The 18,044-nt window shown below is 71.6% G+C and carries 10 protein-coding genes and 3 pseudogenes; 2 read left to right on the forward strand and 11 right to left on the reverse strand.

The features are described 5' to 3' along the window. Window positions 1-79: 79 nt before the first annotated feature. The 5 genes and pseudogenes from AC3ET4_RS24250 to AC3ET4_RS24270 form a co-directional block, all read right to left on the reverse strand. Window positions 80-1,765, reverse strand: a complete 1,686-nt coding sequence (locus AC3ET4_RS24250; RefSeq protein WP_431952844.1) for a ribonuclease J — start codon at window positions 1,763-1,765, stop codon at window positions 80-82. A 123-nt stretch (window positions 1,766-1,888) separates the two neighbouring features. Further along, a complete protein-coding gene (gene dapA, locus AC3ET4_RS24255) occupies window positions 1,889-2,788 on the reverse strand; it encodes a 4-hydroxy-tetrahydrodipicolinate synthase (RefSeq protein WP_431952846.1) in 900 nt (299 codons plus the stop codon). A gap of 168 nt (window positions 2,789-2,956) precedes the next feature. Next, window positions 2,957-3,406, reverse strand: a pseudogene (thyX, locus tag AC3ET4_RS24260) (FAD-dependent thymidylate synthase); the annotation flags it as partial. 3 nt (window positions 3,407-3,409) lie between these two features. Further along, window positions 3,410-4,354: pseudogene (locus AC3ET4_RS24265) on the reverse strand (HNH endonuclease); the annotation flags it as partial. After that, a pseudogene (locus tag AC3ET4_RS24270) lies at window positions 4,334-4,621 on the reverse strand (FAD-dependent thymidylate synthase); the annotation flags it as partial. The pseudogenes AC3ET4_RS24270 and AC3ET4_RS24265, both read right to left, overlap by 21 nt. Window positions 4,622-4,787: 166 nt before the next feature. On the opposite strand from AC3ET4_RS24270, the gene AC3ET4_RS24275 reads away from it, so the two are divergent. Then, a complete protein-coding gene (locus AC3ET4_RS24275; protein ID WP_431952848.1) occupies window positions 4,788-5,339 on the forward strand; it encodes a hypothetical protein in 552 nt (183 codons plus the stop codon). A gap of 268 nt (window positions 5,340-5,607) precedes the next feature. On the opposite strand, the gene AC3ET4_RS24280 is transcribed toward AC3ET4_RS24275, so the two are convergent. From AC3ET4_RS24280 to eccD, 6 genes are all read right to left on the reverse strand, one after another. After that, the gene (locus tag AC3ET4_RS24280; protein WP_431952850.1) at window positions 5,608-6,063 is read right to left on the reverse strand and encodes a tetratricopeptide repeat protein; all 456 of its coding nucleotides are present in this window, start codon (window positions 6,061-6,063) and stop codon (window positions 5,608-5,610) included. 40 nt (window positions 6,064-6,103) lie between these two features. Beyond that, window positions 6,104-6,856, reverse strand: a complete 753-nt coding sequence (gene dapB, locus AC3ET4_RS24285) for a 4-hydroxy-tetrahydrodipicolinate reductase (protein ID WP_431952852.1) — start codon at window positions 6,854-6,856, stop codon at window positions 6,104-6,106. 82 nt (window positions 6,857-6,938) lie between these two features. Then, window positions 6,939-8,315, reverse strand: a complete 1,377-nt coding sequence (locus tag AC3ET4_RS24290) for a M16 family metallopeptidase (RefSeq protein ID WP_431952854.1) — start codon at window positions 8,313-8,315, stop codon at window positions 6,939-6,941. After that, window positions 8,312-10,537: a polyribonucleotide nucleotidyltransferase gene (locus AC3ET4_RS24295; protein ID WP_431952856.1), complete on the reverse strand. Its 2,226-nt coding sequence runs from the start codon at window positions 10,535-10,537 to the stop codon at window positions 8,312-8,314. The genes AC3ET4_RS24290 and AC3ET4_RS24295 overlap by 4 nt, the downstream gene beginning before the upstream one ends. A gap of 292 nt (window positions 10,538-10,829) precedes the next feature. Beyond that, window positions 10,830-11,117 (reverse strand): 30S ribosomal protein S15, encoded by a 288-nt coding sequence (gene rpsO, locus AC3ET4_RS24300; protein ID WP_018562610.1) that lies wholly within the window; start codon window positions 11,115-11,117, stop codon window positions 10,830-10,832. Window positions 11,118-11,356: 239 nt separating this feature from the next. Further along, the gene (gene eccD / locus AC3ET4_RS24305) at window positions 11,357-12,826 is read right to left on the reverse strand and encodes a type VII secretion integral membrane protein EccD (RefSeq protein ID WP_431952859.1); all 1,470 of its coding nucleotides are present in this window, start codon (window positions 12,824-12,826) and stop codon (window positions 11,357-11,359) included. 295 nt (window positions 12,827-13,121) lie between these two features. Here eccD and eccCa point away from each other — a divergent pair, with 295 nt between their 5' ends. After that, window positions 13,122-17,072: a type VII secretion protein EccCa gene (eccCa, locus tag AC3ET4_RS24310; protein WP_431952861.1), complete on the forward strand. Its 3,951-nt coding sequence runs from the start codon at window positions 13,122-13,124 to the stop codon at window positions 17,070-17,072. The last annotated feature ends 972 nt before the right edge of the window (window positions 17,073-18,044 follow it).

An 18,044-nucleotide genomic window follows, 5' to 3' on the forward strand; every position in this document is an offset into this window, starting at 1 on the left:
CTCGTCGCGGGGGTTGTGCCAACGTACTGGAGCGGGGCACCCCGATGCAAATCGAGGGCGCCCCGCTCCTGTTGGCGCGTCAGACCTCCACGACCACGGGAAGGATCATGGGGCGGCGGCGGTAGTTGTCGGAGACCCACTTGCCGATCGCACGCCGGATGAGCTGCTGCAGCTGCCGAACTTCGGCGACGCCGTCGGAGGCGGCGCGGGCAAGCGATTCCTCGATCTTGGGGAGTACGGCGTTGAAGGCCTCGTCGTCGATCCCGGACCCTCGCGCCTGGACGTACGGGCCGCCCACGACCTTGCCGGTCGTGCTGTCGACGACAACGAACACCGAGACGATGCCCTCCTCGCCGAGGATGCGGCGGTCCTTGAGGGAGGTCTCGGTCACGTCGCCGACCGAGAGGCCGTCCACGTACACATAGCCCGCCTGCACCTTGCCGGTGACCTTGGCGACGCCGTCGACGAGGTCGACGACCACGCCGTCCTCGGCGAGGACGCAGCGCTCCTTCGGGATGCCGGTGGCCTGCCCGAGAGCCGCGTTGGCGCGCAGGTGGCGCCACTCGCCGTGCACCGGCATGAGGTTGCGGGGCCTGCAGATGTTGTAGAAGTACAGCAGCTCGCCGGCGGAGGCGTGGCCGGAGACGTGCACCTTGGCGTTGCCCTTGTGCACGACCTTGGCTCCCCAGCGGGTGAGGCCGTTGATCACCCTGTAGACCGCGGTCTCGTTGCCCGGGATGAGAGACGAGGCGAGGACGACGGTGTCGCCCTCGACGATGCGGATCTGGTGGTCCCGGTTGGCCATTCGGGACAGCGCCGCCATCGGCTCGCCCTGGGAGCCGGTGCAGACCAGGACGACCTTCTCGTCGGGGAGGTCGTCGAGCGTCTTGACGTCGACGATCAGGCCCGCCGGGACCCGGAGGTAGCCGAGGTCGCGGGCGATCCCCATGTTGCGGACCATGGAGCGCCCGACCAGGGCGACCTTGCGTCCGCGTTCGTGGGCGGCGTCCAGGACCTGCTGGATGCGGTGCACGTGGCTGGCGAAACTGGCCACGATGATGCGCTTGTCGGCCTTGGCGAAGACATCGCGCAGCACCGGCAGGATGTCCCGCTCGTGCGGGATGAAGCCGGGGACCTCCGCGTTGGTGGAGTCCGCGAGCAGCAGGTCGATGCCCTCCTGCGACAGCCGCGCGAAGGCGTGCAGGTCGGTGAGCCGGCCGTCGAGGGGCAGCTGGTCCATCTTGAAGTCGCCGGTGTGCACGACCGTGCCGGCCGGGGTGCGGATGGCGACCGCGAGAGCGTCCGGGATGGAGTGGTTGACCGCGACGAACTCGCAGTCGAACGGCCCGATGCGCTCGCGCTGCCCCTCGGCGACCTCGAGGGTGTAGGGGCGGATGCGGTGCTCGGCGAGCTTGGCCTCGATCAGGGCCAGGGTCAGCTTCGAGCCGATCAGCGGGATGTCCTCCTTCTCCCGCAGGAGGAACGGGACGGCGCCGATGTGGTCCTCGTGGCCGTGCGTGAGCACGATGCCGACGATGTCGTCCAGGCGGTCCCGGAGGGAGGTGAAGTCCGGCAGGATCAGGTCGACTCCGGGCTGTTCCTCCTCGGGGAAGAGCACCCCGCAGTCGACGATCAGCAGTCGGCCTCCGTACTCGAAGACCGTCATGTTGCGGCCGATCTCTCCGAGGCCGCCGAGCGGGGTGATGCGCAGACCCCCTGCGGGGAGCGCGGGGGGCGGGCCGAGCTCAGGGTGCGGATGGCTCAAAATATCTCCTCACCACGCACGCCACGGACCCCGGGCGATGGCCCGGGGACACCGTGCGCGCACGACAGCGTGCTTTCTGTTGCGTTGTCCTCATGGAGCGGTATTCAGTTCTTAAGTCTGTGGTCACAGCTGTACCCCGCCGGCGGCGAGATCCTGCTTCAGTCGGGCGGTCGCGGCGTCGCCGAGTTCCACGAGCGGAAGCCGGAGCGGGCCGGCGGGCAGGCCCTGCAGGGCCAGGGCTGCCTTGGTGGTGATCACGCCCTGGGTGCGGAAGACCCCGGTGAAGACCGGGAGCAGCTTCTGGTGGATCTCCGCCGCCTTGTGGACGTCACCGGCGAGGTAGGCCTCGAGGAGCGCCCGGAGCTCCGGGCTGACCAGATGTCCCACGACGGAGACGAAGCCGACGGCGCCTACGGACAGCAGCGGCAGGTTGAGCATGTCGTCGCCGGAGTACCAGGCGAGTCCGCTGCGGCTGATGGCCCAGCTCGCCGCCCCGAGATCGCCCTTGGCGTCCTTGTTGGCGACGATGCGGGGGTGCTCGGCGAGCCGTACGAGGGTCTCGGTCTCGATGGGGACGCCGCTGCGGCCGGGGATGTCGTAGAGCATGACGGGCAGGCCGGTGGCGTCCGCGACGGCGGTGAAGTGCCGGTACAGGCCCTCCTGAGGGGGCTTGTTGTAGTACGGCGTCACCGCGAGCAGCCCGTGGGCACCCGCGCGCTCCGCCTGACGGGCCAGCTCGACGGTGTGGCGGGTGTCGTTGGTGCCCACGCCCGCGACGACGAAGGCGCGGCCGCCGACCGCCTCCAGCACGGCCCGGACGAGTTGCTCTTTCTCCACGTCGCTGGTGGTCGGCGACTCACCGGTCGTGCCGTTGACGACCAGGCCGTCGTTGCCGGCGTCGACGAGGTGGGCGGCGAGCCGCTGCGCGCCGTCGAGGTCGAGGGCGCCGTCCGCGGTGAACGGCGTGACCATTGCGGTCAGGACCCGCCCGAAGGGGGTCTGCGGGGTGGAGGTCGGAGCCATGAGTCCAACGCTACTCGGTGCCGGTGCCGGGACATCCCCTCGGGACCTGCGATGAGGACTCCGGCGCTGCCTGCTCGGGGGTTCAAGCAGCACCGGAATCCGTTTCTGCAGACTAGACGAATTGCACTAAACCCGGCAATCGGAAGATTCCGGATGAGTGGTGACCTGCTACGGAGCGATCCGGCCGTTGGCGTTGAAGGCGGCGTGGGTGAGCGGCATGAGCTTGGCCCATTCGGCTTCCATCCGCTCCCCGACCATCTCGATCTCGCGCTGCGGGAAGGACGGGACCTTGGCGAGCTCGTGCTGGGTGCGCAGACCGAGGAAGTGCATCAGCGAGCGGGCGTTGCAGGTGGCGTACATCGAGGAGAACAGGCCGACGGGCAGCGTGGCCCGGGCGACCTCGCGGGCGACGCCTGCCGCCAGCATCTTCTGGTACGCCTCGTAGGACTGCCGGTAGGAGGCCTCCATGGCCTCCGTCACGGCCTGGTGCTGCTCGGGCGACCCGTGGACGAACTCGTACTTCCCGGGGCGGCCTTGCTGGACGAGTTTCCGAGCCTCGCCCGGGACGTAGAAGACGGGCTGGAGCTCCCGGTAGCGGCCGGACTCCTCGTTGTACGAGTTGTGCACCACGATGCCGCCCGCGAGGAAGTTGTGCCACGGACCCTCGACGGACAGGTCGTAGGTCATCTCCTCGCCGTCCTGGACGATCTCGACGATGCGGTCGGGCACCGCCGCCGAGGCCTCGCCGGCGCGCCTCGCGGCCGCCTGCTCCTCGCCGCTCTTGCGGGTGTGGCAGTCCTCGCAGACGGGAGCCAGATTGCCCGGGTCGAGGGCGAGCCCGAGATCGGCGGCGACGGGGACACGGTGGTCCAGGGCGAGCGACTCCCGCGGGAGGGACCGCGCGCACAGGTAGCAGGTGTCCGTCTCCTTGATCAGCTGCTCACGGTGCATGGCCGTCCACACACCGATGCCGCGACTCAGGCTCGGCGGCACCGGCACCGGCACCGGCACGGGCGCCTGCGCGGGGCTCGAGGCGGCCCCGGTGGCCATGACGGCGTCCCCGGCCGCCAGTTCCCCGGCTTTCGCCCACCCCTCGGGGGTGAGGATCGCATGGTCCACGGAACACCGCAGGACGCGTCCGGACGCCGTGGTGATCCGGATGAGCTGCTTGACCCCGGACTCGATCACGTCGACGATGCGGGCGCGCTGCGGGAGGAGCGTCTCCTCGTCGTGGCAGCGCACGTGACTGCGGCGGACGGACTCCAGTGCCCGCAGACGCGTGCTCGGGTGCTGCTCGCGGAACTCGGCCACGGCGCTGTCGGCGGCCTCACGGCTCTCGTGGAGCCCGAGATAGTGGCTGGTGTCGCCGCGCTGTACCCCCGCCATCCACTTGCCCGCCTGCGCGTGCCACGTCACACCGCCCGCGGATGCGGGCAGCTGGTCCTCCACGCCGGCGTGCCAGAGGCGGTGCAGTTCCTCGATCGAACGGTGGCGGATACTGCCCGCCTCGCTCACCAGCGTGATCTCCGTGTCGCCCGCGAGGCACCAGCCGACCCGGTGGCGCATGAACTCGCGGAAGACGAAGATCGGGGCGCTGATGTAGAAGGTCATCGAGTTGTGCTCGAAGGGGCTGCCGTGGCGGTCCCGCATGAGGAAGTTGATCAGGCCCTTGGAGCGCTCCGGGTCCTTGGTCAGCTCCGCCAGCGACTGCTCGCCGGCCGTCGAGACCCGGGCGGCCCACAGGACGTCGGAGTCGGCGGCGCTGTGCTTGACGAGCTCGACGGTCACGTCGTCGCGGAACTGCACGGAATCGTCGGCGTGGGTGTCGGTCACCGGGCGTCCTTCCTCACGGAGCTTGGGGCGCCGCCCAGCCTATGCGCCGGCTGCACATCACCCGACACCCGCCGACATGGACCCCACTCCCCGCAAAGCGGAGCAAGGCAGACGACCGGCGGACCACTGCTGGCCGGTCCCGACCGGGCCCGCTAGCCTCACCGATGTGTCTTTGCCCTTCCTCGCCGCCGACAGCGGCCACGACGAGTACGCCGCGGACGCCGCCCTTCCGCACCAGGTCAAAGACGGGTGGGTCCGCCCCTACCGCCCGGGACCCTGGCGGGTCTCCGCGGCGGCGATGCTGCTGATGCTCGCCTCCTACCTGCTCATCGCCGCAGTGATCATGGGGTTCGCGGGCAACGGGTCCGGGGTGGTGACGACGGTGGCCGCCGCCGTCCTGGCGGTCGGCTGCACCCTGCGCCTGCTGCGCGTGGGCCTGTGGGTGAGCCCTCGGGGCCTGCGGCAGGTGGGGCTGCTGTACACCACCACGCTGCCATGGAACCGCGTCGGTTCCGTCCGTACGGCCCAGCAGCCGGTGAAGTGGCTGGGCCTGCCCCGGACCGTGCAGGGCCAGGCCCTGGTCGTCACCCGGGCGGACGGCGTACTGCTGCGGCCGCTGCTGACCGACCACAACGCGGACTTCCTGGGTCGTACGGAAGCCTTCGACCAGGCCGCCGACGCCATAGAGAGCCGGGCCGCCAGGGCCTCGGCCCGCTAGGCCCGCCGGCCTTCGCGGATCCCGTCAGCCGGTCGCGGCGATCGCCTTCGTCCTGGCCGGCGGGAGCCGCTGGGGCCCCGCCCCGGTCTGCGCGGGGAGCCGGCGTGGTGGGCGGCCGCGGGGCTGTACACCCCTGCCGGCGGCCGAACGGCCCGGCCCGCCGCCGGCGCCGCCGTGGGGGCGCCCACGACCGTCGTCACCCCGTCCGGGCTCCCTCAGCCGTTCCGGGACGCCGCCCGTGCGGGACCGCCGCCGTACCGTCGTCGCCTCAGGAGGAGGCCCGCGGCGCCTTTCCGCGCAGGGTGATCGCCCGCTGCATGGCCTTGCGGGCTCGCGGGGTGTCACGGGCGTCGTGGTAGGCGACGGCGAGCCGGAACCAGGTCCGCCAGTCCTCCGGCGCGGCCTCCGTCTCGGCCTTGCGCTTGGCGAAGACGGCGTCGGCGGAAGCCCGGTCGACGCGCCCGCTCGGGGTGCGCACCAGCTCGTCCTCCGGCAGTCCGCCCTCGGCCTCCAGTTCCCGGGCCAGCCGGTCCGCGTTGCGCGCGAACTGCGTCGTGCGGACCAGGAACCAGACGCCGACCAGCGGCAGCACGAGGACGGCCGCGCCGAGGACCACCGTGACCGGGCGGCCGTCCTGGATCAGCCAGACACCTCGGGCGCCTGCCAGGACGAAGTAGACGACCAGCACGGCCGCGAGTACGAAATAAGTGATCTTTGCGCGCATGGTGGGCGGGCCCGGCTCTCAGTCGGTGTCTCTCGGTCGGTCAGTCGAGGTCCATGAAGTGCTCCAGACCGAAGGTGAGCCCCGGCGTGGAGGCGACCCTGCGCACGCCGAGCAGCACGCCCGGCATGAAGGAGCCGCGGTTCATGGAGTCGTGACGGATGGTCAGGACCTCTCCCGCGTCGCCGAAGAGGACCTCCTGATGGGCGACGAGCCCGCGCAGCCGCACCGCGTGCACGGGAACGCCCTCGACGTCGGCGCCGCGCGCCCCGTCCAGGGCGGTGGCGGTGGCGTCCGGCTGGTCGCCGAGACCGGCCTCGCGGCGGGCGCCGGCGATGAGCTGCGCGGTGCGGACGGCGGTGCCGCTGGGCGCGTCGACCTTGTCCGGGTGGTGGAGCTCGACGATCTCCGCGGACTCGAAGAAGCGGGCCGCCTGGCGCGCGAAGCGCATGGCCAGGACGGCGCCGATGCCGAAGTTCGGCGCGATGAGCACACCGATGCCGGGCGCGGCGCCGAGCCAGCCGCGCAGCGTGTCCAGGCGCTCGTCGGTCCAGCCGGTGGTGCCGACGACGGCGTGGATACCGTGCCGCAGGCAGAAGTCGAGGTTGCCCATCACCGAACCCGGGGTGGTCAGCTCGACCGCGACCTGGGCCCCGTTCTCGGCGAGGGTCTCCAGCTTGTCCTCGCGGCCGACCGCCGCCACCAGCTCCAGGTCGTCCGCGGCCTCGACGGCCTTGACCGCCTCGGCGCCCATGCGGCCGCGGGCCCCGATCACACCAACGCGGATCTTGCTCATCGTTCCAGTCCTCCGGTCCAGACGTTCGAGAGGGTCGGTCGGTACGGCGCGGGCCGCGGGTCCCGGACCCGGGACCCGCGGCTCAGGCGACGGAATCGTGCAGGCGGGCTGCCTGGCGGTCCTTCAGCGGGCCTATGACGGCCAGTGAGGGACGCTGCCCCAGGACGTCACGGGCGACGGCGCGCACCTCGTCGGGCGTGACCGCGGCGATCCTCTCCAGGGTGCCGTCCACCGACATCTGCTCGCCCCAGCACAGCTCGCTCTTGCCGATCCGGTTCATGAGCGCGCCCGTGTCCTCGAGGCTGAGCACGGTCGATCCGGAGAACTGGCCGATGGCACGGTGCAGTTCCTCGTCGCTCAGCCCGTGCTCCGCGACCTGGTCCAACTCCTCGCGGCAGATCTGCAGGACCTCGTGGACGCGGCGCGGCTGGCAGCCGGCGTACACGCCGAACAGGCCGCAGTCCGCGAAGGACGAGGTGTAGGAGTAGACGCTGTAGGCGAGACCGCGCTTCTCGCGGACCTCCTGGAACAGCCGGGAGCTCATTCCGCCGCCCAGCGCGGTGTTGAGCACGCCCAGGGCCCAGCGCCGGTCGTCGTGCCGGGACAGCCCGGGCATGCCGAGTACGACGTGGGCCTGCTCGGTGCGGCGCTCCAGCAGTTCCACCCGGCCCTGACCGCGCAGGGTGCGGGCGCCGCCGCGCGGTGGGCGGGGCACGGCGTCCGCGTCGCGGAGCGCTCCCGCGTTCTCGAACGCCCTGCGGACCTGGCGGACGACGGTGGCGTGGTCGATGTTGCCCGCGGCGGCGACGACCAGCCGCGTCGGGTCGTAGTGCCTCCGGTAGAAGCGGGCGACCTGGTCGCGGGTGAGGGCGTTGATGGTGTCGACGGTGCCGAGGACGGGCCGCCCCAGCGGGGAGTCGCCCAGCATGGCGGTGGCGAACAGGTCGTGGACCTGGTCGCCGGGGTCGTCCTCGGTCATCGCGATCTCCTCCAGGACGACGCCGCGTTCGGCGTCGATGTCCTCCTGGCGGATCAGGGAGCCGGTCAGCATGTCGCTGACGACGTCGATGGCCAGCGGCAGGTCGGTGTCGAGGACACGCGCGTAGTAGCACGTGTACTCCTTGGCCGTGAAGGCGTTCATCTCGCCGCCGACGGCGTCGATCGCCGCGGAGATGTCCAGCGCGCTGCGCCGCGCCGTGCCCTTGAAGAGCAGGTGCTCCAGGTAGTGGGTGGCGCCGTTCAGGGCCGGGGTCTCGTCGCGTGAGCCCACACCGACCCAGATGCCGAAGGTCGCGGAGCGCACCGTCGGCAGGGTCTCGGTGACGACGCGCAGTCCTCCGGGGAGCACGCTGCGCCGCACCGTGCCGATGCCGTCGGTGCCGGGAAGCAGGGTCTGCGTGCGGACGGCCCGCCCCTTGGTGGTGGGGCGGGCCGTCACACGAGTGGAGCGGGTGGTCACTTCTCGGACGCGTCCTCGGCCTTGTCGTCGGCCGCGGCCTCTTCGCCCTCGATGACCGGGATCAGCGACAGCTTGCCGCGCTGGTCGATCTCGGCGATCTCGACCTGGACCTTGGCGCCCACGGCGAGGACGTCCTCGACGTTCTCGACGCGCTTGCCGCCGGCCAGCTTGCGGATCTGCGAGATGTGCAGCAGGCCGTCCTTGCCCGGGAGCAGCGAGACGAAGGCGCCGAAGGTGGTGGTCTTCACGACCGTGCCCAGGTAGCGCTCGCCGACCTCGGGCATCGTCGGGTTGGCGATGCCGTTGATGGTGGCGCGGGCGGCCTCGGCGGACGGGCCGTCGGCGGCACCGATGTAGATGGTGCCGTCGTCCTCGATGGTGATCTCGGCGCCGGTGTCCTCCTGGATCTGGTTGATCATCTTCCCCTTGGGGCCGATGACCTCGCCGATCTTGTCCACCGGGATCTTGACGGTGATGATGCGCGGGGCGTTCGGCGACATCTCGTCCGGAGTGTCGATCGCCTCCATCATCACGTCGAGGATGTGCAGACGGGCGTCGCGGGCCTGCTTGAGGGCGGCGGCCAGGACCGACGCCGGGATGCCGTCGAGCTTGGTGTCCAGCTGCAGCGCGGTGACGAACTGCTTGGTGCCGGCGACCTTGAAGTCCATGTCGCCGAAGGCGTCCTCCGCACCGAGGATGTCGGTGAGGGTGACGTAGTGCGTCTCGCCGTCGATCTCCTGGGAGATCAGGCCCATGGCGATGCCGGCGACGGGGGCCTTCAGCGGCACACCGGCGTTCAGCAGCGACATGGTGGAGGCGCAGACCGACCCCATGGAGGTGGAGCCGTTGGAGCCCAGCGCCTCGGAGACCTGGCGGATGGCGTAGGGGAACTCCTCGCGGGCCGGCAGGACCGGGATGAGCGCCCGCTCGGCCAGCGCGCCGTGGCCGATCTCGCGGCGCTTCGGGGAGCCGACGCGGCCGGTCTCGCCGGTGGAGTACGGCGGGAAGTTGTAGTTGTGCATGTAGCGCTTGCGCGTCTCGGGCGAGAGCGTGTCAAGCTGCTGCTCCATGCGCAGCATGTTCAGCGTGGTGACGCCCAGGATCTGGGTCTCGCCGCGCTCGAAGAGCGCCGAGCCGTGCACCCGCGGGATCGCCTCGACCTCGGCGGCCAGGGTGCGGATGTCGGTGACACCGCGGCCGTCGATGCGGACCTTGTCCTTGATGACGCGCTCGCGCACCAGCTTCTTGGTCAGCGAGCGGTAGGCCGCGGAGATCTCCTTCTCACGGCCCTCGAACTGCGGGAGCAGCTTCTCGGCGGCGAGCGCCTTCACCCGGTCCAGCTCGGCCTCGCGGGCCTGCTTGCCGGCGATGGTCAGCGCCTGCTTGAGCTCATCGGCCACGGCGGCCTCGAGCGCCTCGAACACGTCGTCCTGGTAGTCCAGGAAGATCGGGAATTCGGCGGTCTCCTTGGCGGCCTTGGCGGCGAGGTCGGCCTGCGCCTTGCACAGCACCTTGATGAAGGGCTTGGACGCCTCGAGACCCGCGGCGACGACCTCCTCGGTCGGCGCCTCGGCGCCGCCCTCGACGAGCTTGATCGTCTTGTCGGTGGCCTCGGCCTCGACCATCATGATCGCGACGTCGCCGTCCTCGAGGGTGCGGCCGGCCACGACCATGTCGAAGACGGCTTCCTCCAGCTCGGTGTGGGTCGGGAAGGCGACCCACTGGCCGCGGATCAGCGCGACGCGGACGCCGCCGATCGGGCCGGAGAAGGGCAGGCCGGCGAGCTGCGTGGAGCAGGAGGCGGCGTTGATGGCGACCACGTCGTAGAGGTGGTCGGGGTTGAGCGCCATGACCGTCGCCACGACCTGGATCTCGTTGCGCAGGCCCTTCTTGAAGGACGGGCGCAGCGGGCGGTCGATGAGGCGGCAGGTGAGGATCGCGTCCTCGGAGGGGCGGCCCTCACGGCGGAAGAAGGAGCCGGGGATCCGCCCGGCCGCGTACATGCGCTCCTCGACGTCCACCGTCAGCGGGAAGAAGTCGAGCTGGTCCTTCGGGTGCTTCGAGGCGGTGGTGGCCGACAGCACCATGGTGTCGTCGTCCAGGTAGGCCACGGCCGAGCCGGCGGCCTGACGAGCCAGCCGGCCCGTCTCGAAGCGGATCGTACGGGTGCCGAAGCTGCCGTTGTCGATCACGGCTTCGGCGTAGTGGGTCTCGTTCTCCACTATGGGAATTCTCCTCTTTCGTGCCTCCGGGCGTCTTCCCGGGGGCCGTCGGTGGAGGGGCGTCCCGCCGGGCCGGTCTTCGATCGAAGCCACCGGGACGTACGTGCTGCCCGGGTGGCCACTACCGAGGACCGGCTCTGGTGGCGCTAGGAGGACGCGCCCTCCTCATGCTCTATGGCGTTGTGTATGGGACCAGAGTACAAAGTCCCGGCGTCGCTCTCGCGCCCAGCGCGGTTGCGCGGGTACGCAAAGGGAGCGGCTCCCGGCTGGGAACCGCTCCCCTCACGGCGTCTCAGCGGGCGCCGGCCGCACCGCGGCGGATGCCGAGGCGGTCGACCAGCGCACGGAAGCGCTGGATGTCCTTCTTGGCCAGGTACTGCAGCAGGCGGCGGCGCTGACCGACCAGGATCAGCAGACCACGGCGCGAGTGGTGGTCGTGCTTGTGGGTCTTGAGGTGCTCGGTCAGGTCCGAGATGCGGCGCGAGAGCAGCGCGACCTGGACCTCGGGGGAGCCGGTGTCGCCCTCCTTGGTGCCGAACTCGGCGATGATCTGCTTCTTCGTCGCGACGTCGAGCGACATACGGTCTCCTTGTGGTTCGTGCCTCCGAGCGCCCCTGGTCTGCGTCACAGGAGAAGCTTCGATGACCCGGAGGGCAGGACGTGCCGCGGATGGGCGGACACGTCGGTCACACAGAGTACCACCCCGGGCCCGGTGCGATGTCCGGGGCCGGGGTGGCCGGTACTGCGGCCCTCCTGGCCCGCCGAGGGGCGGGGTGCGGCGGGGTGGCCGCCGGCGTGGGCCGCCGTGCGTCTGCCCGGTCAGCCGCTGGTCATCCCGCGGGCCTCGGCGTACAGGTCGAGGACCGCGAGGGCGAGCGGGATGAGGGAGAGCAGCACCGTCGCCTCGGCGAGGTCGAGCATCCGGCCCCAGAAGGGGGTGACGCCCTTGCTCGGGACGATGAGGGCGATCGCCACCAGGAGGGCGGCGCCCAAGGCGACCGCGGCCGACAGCCATACGGTGCGGATGTCGAGCGAGGAGTGGTTGCCGCGCAGCAGGTCGGTGAGGACGTCGGCCGGCAGGTTGAGGGAGAGGCCGATGACCAGCAGCCCGGAGGTCAGCACACCGGCGACCATCAGCGTCACGACCTGCGAGGTGTAGCGGAACAGGCGGGCGCGCATGAGCGTCGCGAGGCCCGTGACGAGGGCGAGCAGCTGCGCCCAGGAGCTGTCGGAGAAGCCGAGCACGACGCCGGCGCTGCCGACGATCGCGGCGGCGCAGCCGCCGACCAGGCCGAGCAGCAGTTCGTGGCCGCGGCGGGCCTGGCCGGTGATCCGGTCGAAGTCGACCGGCTCCTCCTCGCCCCGCCGGTCGCCGTCGCCGCGGTGCCGGGCCTGGACCTGGTCGGGCGAACGGAAGCCGATGGGCAGCCGGGCGAAGCGGGCGGACCAGCCGGGCAGGAAGCCGATGACGGCGACCATGACGACGGCGGTGACGGCGGCGGCCTCGCGCGGCGCGGCGTCGGTGAGGATCGCCAGGAAGGTGGCCACGGTGCCGACGCCGGCGGTGAAGGCTGCCGCGACGAACGGCGCGTCCCCCTGCGGCAGCATCAGCACGAGCAGCACGGCGGCGACGAGCACGACGACGCAGCCGATGAGGAAGTGCAGCCGGCCGGGTCCCTCATCGCTGCCGACGCTCATGATCCCGGAGCCGGCGACGAGCAGCAGCGGCAGGGAGGCGAGGCCGAGTGCGACGGCGGAGTGGCGGTCGTCGTACACGCGGGCGCGGACCGCGGCGAGGGCCACCAGCACCAGGCCGGCGGCGCCGGCGAGGATGCCGGGCAAGCCGTGCATGTCGTGCCTGGCCGGTTCGGAGAACCAGAGCACGAAGGCCATGAGGACGAGCAGCAGGACGCCCGCCGTCAGGCCGACGCCGCGCATGAAGCGGTCGTTCCAGCCGCGGCGGTCGGTCTCGACCGCCGCGGCCACGGCGTCGACCACGTCGTCGAAGACGGCGGGCGGCAGCGAGTCCGCGAAGGGCCGCAGCAGCAGCAGTTCGCCGTCGTGGACGCGCTGTTCGGCCAGGGACAGGGTGCCGTCGAGGACGCGCCCGTCACGGCGGACCAAGTTGTAGCCGGTGGGGGCGGCTTCGTCGGGCGTCTGGCCGGACAGGCGCAGGATCTCCGGATGGATGTCGGAGAGCGGCACGTCCTCCGGGAGTGCCACATCGATCCTGCTGTTCGGCGCCGCCACCGTGACTCTGCAGAATCCCGTCGCTGAGACCGTGCTCACCTGGAGTGTCCCCCTCGTCCGGTGATGGGTGGGTTGGAGCGGGGTCCACGCGGGCCGTCCAGGGTCGGACCCCCGTTCCGCGCTTCGCGATCCGTCACCCTACCGGGTACCCCAAGTCCCCTGTCGACCAGTCGTATCAGTGCCCTCGAAGTGTCATGCCCAGTAGGATCGCGACCTGCCTGTGGTCCGGTGGCCGCCCCACTCGGGGCGGAGCGCGACCGGGACGTGCCAAACGGGGGACCGTCGCCACGGGGGGCGGCCCGAACTGCGATTCGCGTGAAGGACTGGTGCATCGGTGAGCGTGGTCGTCATCAAGCGCCCGCCGCGGGTTTACCCGCCGGAGGTGCCGAGTGAGGAGGTACGGCTCGAAGCTCCGCCCGAACTGCCGCGCGGCGAGGACCAGGGCCTGTTGATGAACCTGCTGCCGATGCTCGGCATGGGTTCGTCGGCGGCGTTCTTCTTCCTGCCCACGGGGTCCGGGACCTCGGGCGGGTTCATGAAGGTCATGGGCGTGCTCATGATGGGCTCCACCGTGGCGATGGTGGTGGCCCAGATCGTGCGCGCCCGCAAGGGGCCGTCGGGGCAGATGGCGGAGGCCCGCCGGGACTACCTGAAGTACCTGGCGCAGGTGCGCCGCGCGGTGCGCAGGACCGCCCGCAGGCAGCGCGACGCCCAGTACTACCTGCATCCCGCGCCCGAACAGCTGTGGGCGCTGGTCGCCGAGGGCTCACGGGTGTGGGAACGCCGCTCCACCGACCCGGACTTCGCGCAGGTACGGGTGGGCCTCGGCCCGCAGCAGCTGGCGACGCCGCTGGTGGCGCCCGAGACCGCCCCGGTGGACGAACTCGAGCCGCTGACCGCGCACTCGATGCAGCAGTTCATCGCGGCGCACGGTTCCCTGGACAACCTGCCGCTGGCGGTGGGGCTGCGCTCCTTCTACCACGTGACGATCTCCGGGGACCCGGACACCGTCTACGGGCACACCCGCTCCATCGTGGGCCAGCTGACCTCCCTGCACTCGCCGGAGGACCTGGTCGTCGCCGTCGTGGCGGCCCCCGGCGCCCAGCCGGAGTGGGACTGGGTCAAGTGGCTGCCGCACGCCCAGCACAAGGACCACGACGGCGCGGGCTCCCGGCGTCTGATATGCGGCGACCTGGGCGAGGTCGAGGAGCTGCTGGCGGACGAGCTGGACGGCCGGCCGCGCTTCAACCGCGAGGGCCAGGCGGTGCTCGACCAGCCGCACGTGGTGATCGTGCTGGACGGCGGCGGCGTGCCGGCGGACTCGGTGATCGCCTCCGCCGAGGGGCTGCAGGGCGTCACGATCCTGGAGGTCGTTCCGGGCGAGCTGGACGACGCGCGCGGCTCGCTGTCCATCCAGGTGTGGCGCGACCAGCTGTACCTGGAGGCCGGGGCGGGCGCCTTCACCGGCGTCCCCGACGTGCTCTCCCCGGTGCAGGCCGAGTCGCTGGCGCGGCAGCTCGCGCCGCTGCGGCTGGGCGCCGCGGACGCGGACGAACCGCTGCTGGCGAACCTGGACTTCACCGACCTGATGGGGATCGGCGACGCGGCGTCGGTGGACGTCGCGCGGACCTGGCGGCCGCGGACCCTCCATGAACGGCTGCGGGTGCCGATCGGCCTCGGCGAGACCGGCGAGCCGGTCATGCTCGACATCAAGGAGGCCTCGCAGGAGGGCATGGGCCCGCACGGCCTGTGCGTGGGCGCCACCGGTTCCGGCAAGTCCGAGCTGCTGCGCACGCTGGTGCTGGGCCTGGCCGTCACCCACTCCTCGGAGACCCTCAACTTCGTGCTCGCCGACTTCAAGGGCGGCGCGACCTTCACCGGCATGGGCACGATGCCGCACGTGTCGGCGGTCATCACCAACCTGGCCGACGAGCTGACCCTGGTGGACCGCATGCGCGACTCCATCACCGGGGAGCTGACCCGACGCCAGGAGCTGCTGCGGCAGGCCGGCAACTACGCGAACATCACCGACTACGAGAAGGCCCGCGCGGCGGGCGCGGCGCTCGATCCGCTGCCCTCGCTCGTCCTGATCATCGACGAGTTCTCCGAGCTGCTCGCGGCCAAGCCGGACTTCATCGAGATGTTCATCCAGATCGGCCGCATCGGCCGTTCGCTGGGCGTGCACATGTTGCTGGCCTCGCAGCGCCTGGAGGAGGGCAAGCTGCGCGGCCTGGACACCTTCCTGTCGTACCGCATCGGTCTGCGGACCTTCTCCGCGGCCGAGTCGCGCACCGCGATCGGTGTGCCCGACGCCTACCACCTGCCGGCCGTCCCCGGCGCGGGCATCCTGAAGTACGGCACCGACACGATGGTGCAGTTCAAGGCCGCCTATGTGTCGGGCACCTACCGGACGCCGGGCACCCGCACGGCGAGCGGGGCGCGCATCGACCGCTCGCCCGTGCTGTTCACCGCCGCGCCGGTGCCCGTGCGCATCGTCACCGCGCCGGAGCCGCAGCAGCGCCCCGGGCAGACGGACGACGCGCTCGCCGACACCGTGCTCGACGTCATCGTCGGCCGGCTCGAGGGCCAGGGCCCGCCGGCCCACCAGGTGTGGCTGCCCCCGCTGGACGAGCCCTTCAGCGTCGACCAGATCCTCCCGCCGCTGACGGTGAGTGCCGAGCGGGGCCTGCACGCGGACGGCTACACCGCCACCGGCAAGCTGCAGGTGCCGGTCGGGCTGGTCGACAAGCCCTTCGAGCAGCGCCGCGACGTGATGTACGCGGACCTGTCGAGCTCCGGCGGTCACACGCTGGTCGTCGGTGGTCCGCAGTCCGGCAAGTCGACGCTGGTCCGCACGCTCATCGCGTCCTTCGCGCTCACCCACACCCCGCGGGAAGTGCAGTTCTACGCGCTGGACTTCGGCGGTGGCGGCCTGCTCGCCCTGGAGCAGCTGGCACACGTCGGCGGGGTCGCCTCGCGGCTGGACGCGGAGAAGGTGCGCCGCACGGTGGCCGAGGTGCACGGCATCCTGAACGCCCGCGAGGAGTTCTTCCGGGCCAACGCTGTGGACTCGATGGGCACCTTCCGCTCCCGCCGGGCCTCGGGGCACTTCCCTGACCAGCCGTGGGGCGACGTGTTCCTCGTCATCGACGGCTGGAGCACTTTCAAGACCGACTACGAGATGCTCGACCCGGTCATCAACGACATCGCCACCCGCGGTCTGGGCTTCGGCATCCACCTGGTCGTCACCGCCACCCGCTACACCGAGATGCGCCCCGCGTTGCGCGACCAGATCCTCAGCCGCCTGGAGCTGCGCCTCGGCGATCCAATGGAGTCCGAGTTCGACCGCAGGCGCGCCGAGAACGTGCCGGTCGGCAAGCCGGGCCGCGGTCTGTCCCCCGAGAAGCTGGACTACCTGGCGGCGCTGCCCCGCGTCGACGCCTCCTCCGAGGTGGAGGACCTGTCGGAGGGCACGGCGCAGTTCGTGGCCTCGGTCAACGCCAACTGGCAGGGCCCGACCGCGCCGAAGGTGCGGATGCTGCCGACGATGCTTCCGGCGAGCGAACTGCCCGGGGGCGGCGACTTCTCCGACCGGGGCGTCGCGATCGGTGTGGACGAGCTCAGCCTCGCGCCGGTGTTCGTGGACTTCGAGACCGACCCGCTGTTCGTGGTCTACGGCGAGAGCGAGTCCGGAAAGTCCTCCTTGCTGCGGCTCGTCGCCAAGCAGGTGAGCGAGCGCTACGAGCCCGCCAAGGCGCTGTTCGTGGTCGCCGACTTCCGCCGGGCGCTGCTGGGGCAGGTGCCGGAGAGCCACCTGTACAAGTACTGCGCCTCCGGGCCGCAGTTGCAGGAGGTCATGGAGTCGCTCGCCGGCTCCATGAGCCGGCGCATGCCCGGTCCGGACGTCACGCCCGAACAGCTGCGCAACCGCAGCTGGTACAGCGAGCCGGACGCCTGGATCTTCGTGGACGACTACGACTTGGTCGCCACCTCGATGGGCAACCCGATGCAGGTGCTGATGGAGTACCTGCCCTTCGCCCGCGACCTGGGCCTGCGCATCGTGCTGTCGCGCAGCACGTCGGGCGCGTCGCGGTCGTCCTTCGAGCCGTTCCTGACGCGCGTGAAGGAGCTGGGCGCGACCGGTGTGCTGCTGTCCGGCGATCCGGGCGAGGGCCCGATCTTCGGCAACGTCAAGGCGTCCAGGCTGCCCGCGGGCCGGGCGCAGTTCATCACGCGGCGCCGCGGCAGCCAGCTCATCCAGACGGGCTTCCTGCCGGAGAGCTGATCTTGTGCGCCAGGCGGCACCTGGGGCGGGCCCGTCGGCCCGCCCCAGGTGGCGCGTGGCGGCGCGGGAGACACCCTCCCTGGGTCGGTGGGGGAAACGCGAGGTCACCGGACGAAACGGCGGATGCGGAAAGTGACGTGCGGTGTTCTCCGCTCGCCGCGACGCGGGCACGGCACGGCACGGCACGGCACGGATCACGATCTGCGGGACCGCCACTCCCCCGCGCGACGACAGGTTCAAAGCGCCGGACACGGCGAACGCCTTTCCCGCGCGGTGCGCGCCCGCGGTCGTCCGCCCCGCGCGAGCCCGAGCAGCCCGGCGAGGAACGCCGGCCGCCTCAGGCCCCCGGGTCGGTGGACCGGCGTGCCTCACGCCGTACGGCCTCACGGTCGGACGCGGTGGCCCGCACCGCTCCCGGTGCTGCCGGCGGCACGAACGGCGCGGTCAGCTGAGGACGAGATGGCGCGGCTGCGTCGGCGCACCCGGTGCGGCAGGGTTCTCGCTGTCCGGGGGCATGCCTGAGATCCGCCGCGACGCGGCCGTGGCCCTCGGCGTGCGCCGGGTCGTGGCCGTGCTGCCGCCCGGCCGGACCACCTGTTCCCTGGTCGGCCCGGCCGTGCCCGCCGCCGAAGCCGCGTTCGAGGCCATGGCCTGCTCGTGGGGGGCGCCCGTCCCCGGACGCCGAACCTCAGTCGCGCGCGGACGGTGGGCGGTAGGGGGGGCGGCGCGTCCCGGAGGGCGCGCCGGGCGGCGGCTCCCCGCTCCCGGTCCGCACTGTCCGCCCCGGCCTCCTGGTCGGCCTGCTGCGCGAACCAGCGCCGGGCCTGCTCCTCCCGCGCCGCCCGCTCCTCGGGCGTCAACCGCTCGTCGGCGCGCTTCAGTTCCGCCACCCGGTCGCCGATCGCGCCAAGGTAGGCGCCCGAGCCCAGCGCCTCACGCATGCCGAGGCGCCCGGAGAGCACCTCCCGCGCC

The organism is Actinacidiphila sp. bgisy167, from assembly GCF_057707665.1.

Excerpts from the sequence above, each read along its gene's own strand:
- dapA (WP_431952846.1), bottom strand. The coding sequence starts at position 2,788 with ATGGCTCCGACCTCCACCCCGCAGACCCCCTTCGGGCGGGTCCTGACC.
- AC3ET4_RS24280 (WP_431952850.1), bottom strand. The coding sequence starts at position 6,063 with ATGCGCGCAAAGATCACTTATTTCGTACTCGCGGCCGTGCTGGTCGTC.
- dapB (WP_431952852.1), bottom strand. The coding sequence starts at position 6,856 with ATGAGCAAGATCCGCGTTGGTGTGATCGGGGCCCGCGGCCGCATGGGC.
- rpsO (WP_018562610.1), bottom strand. The coding sequence starts at position 11,117 with ATGTCGCTCGACGTCGCGACGAAGAAGCAGATCATCGCCGAGTTCGGC.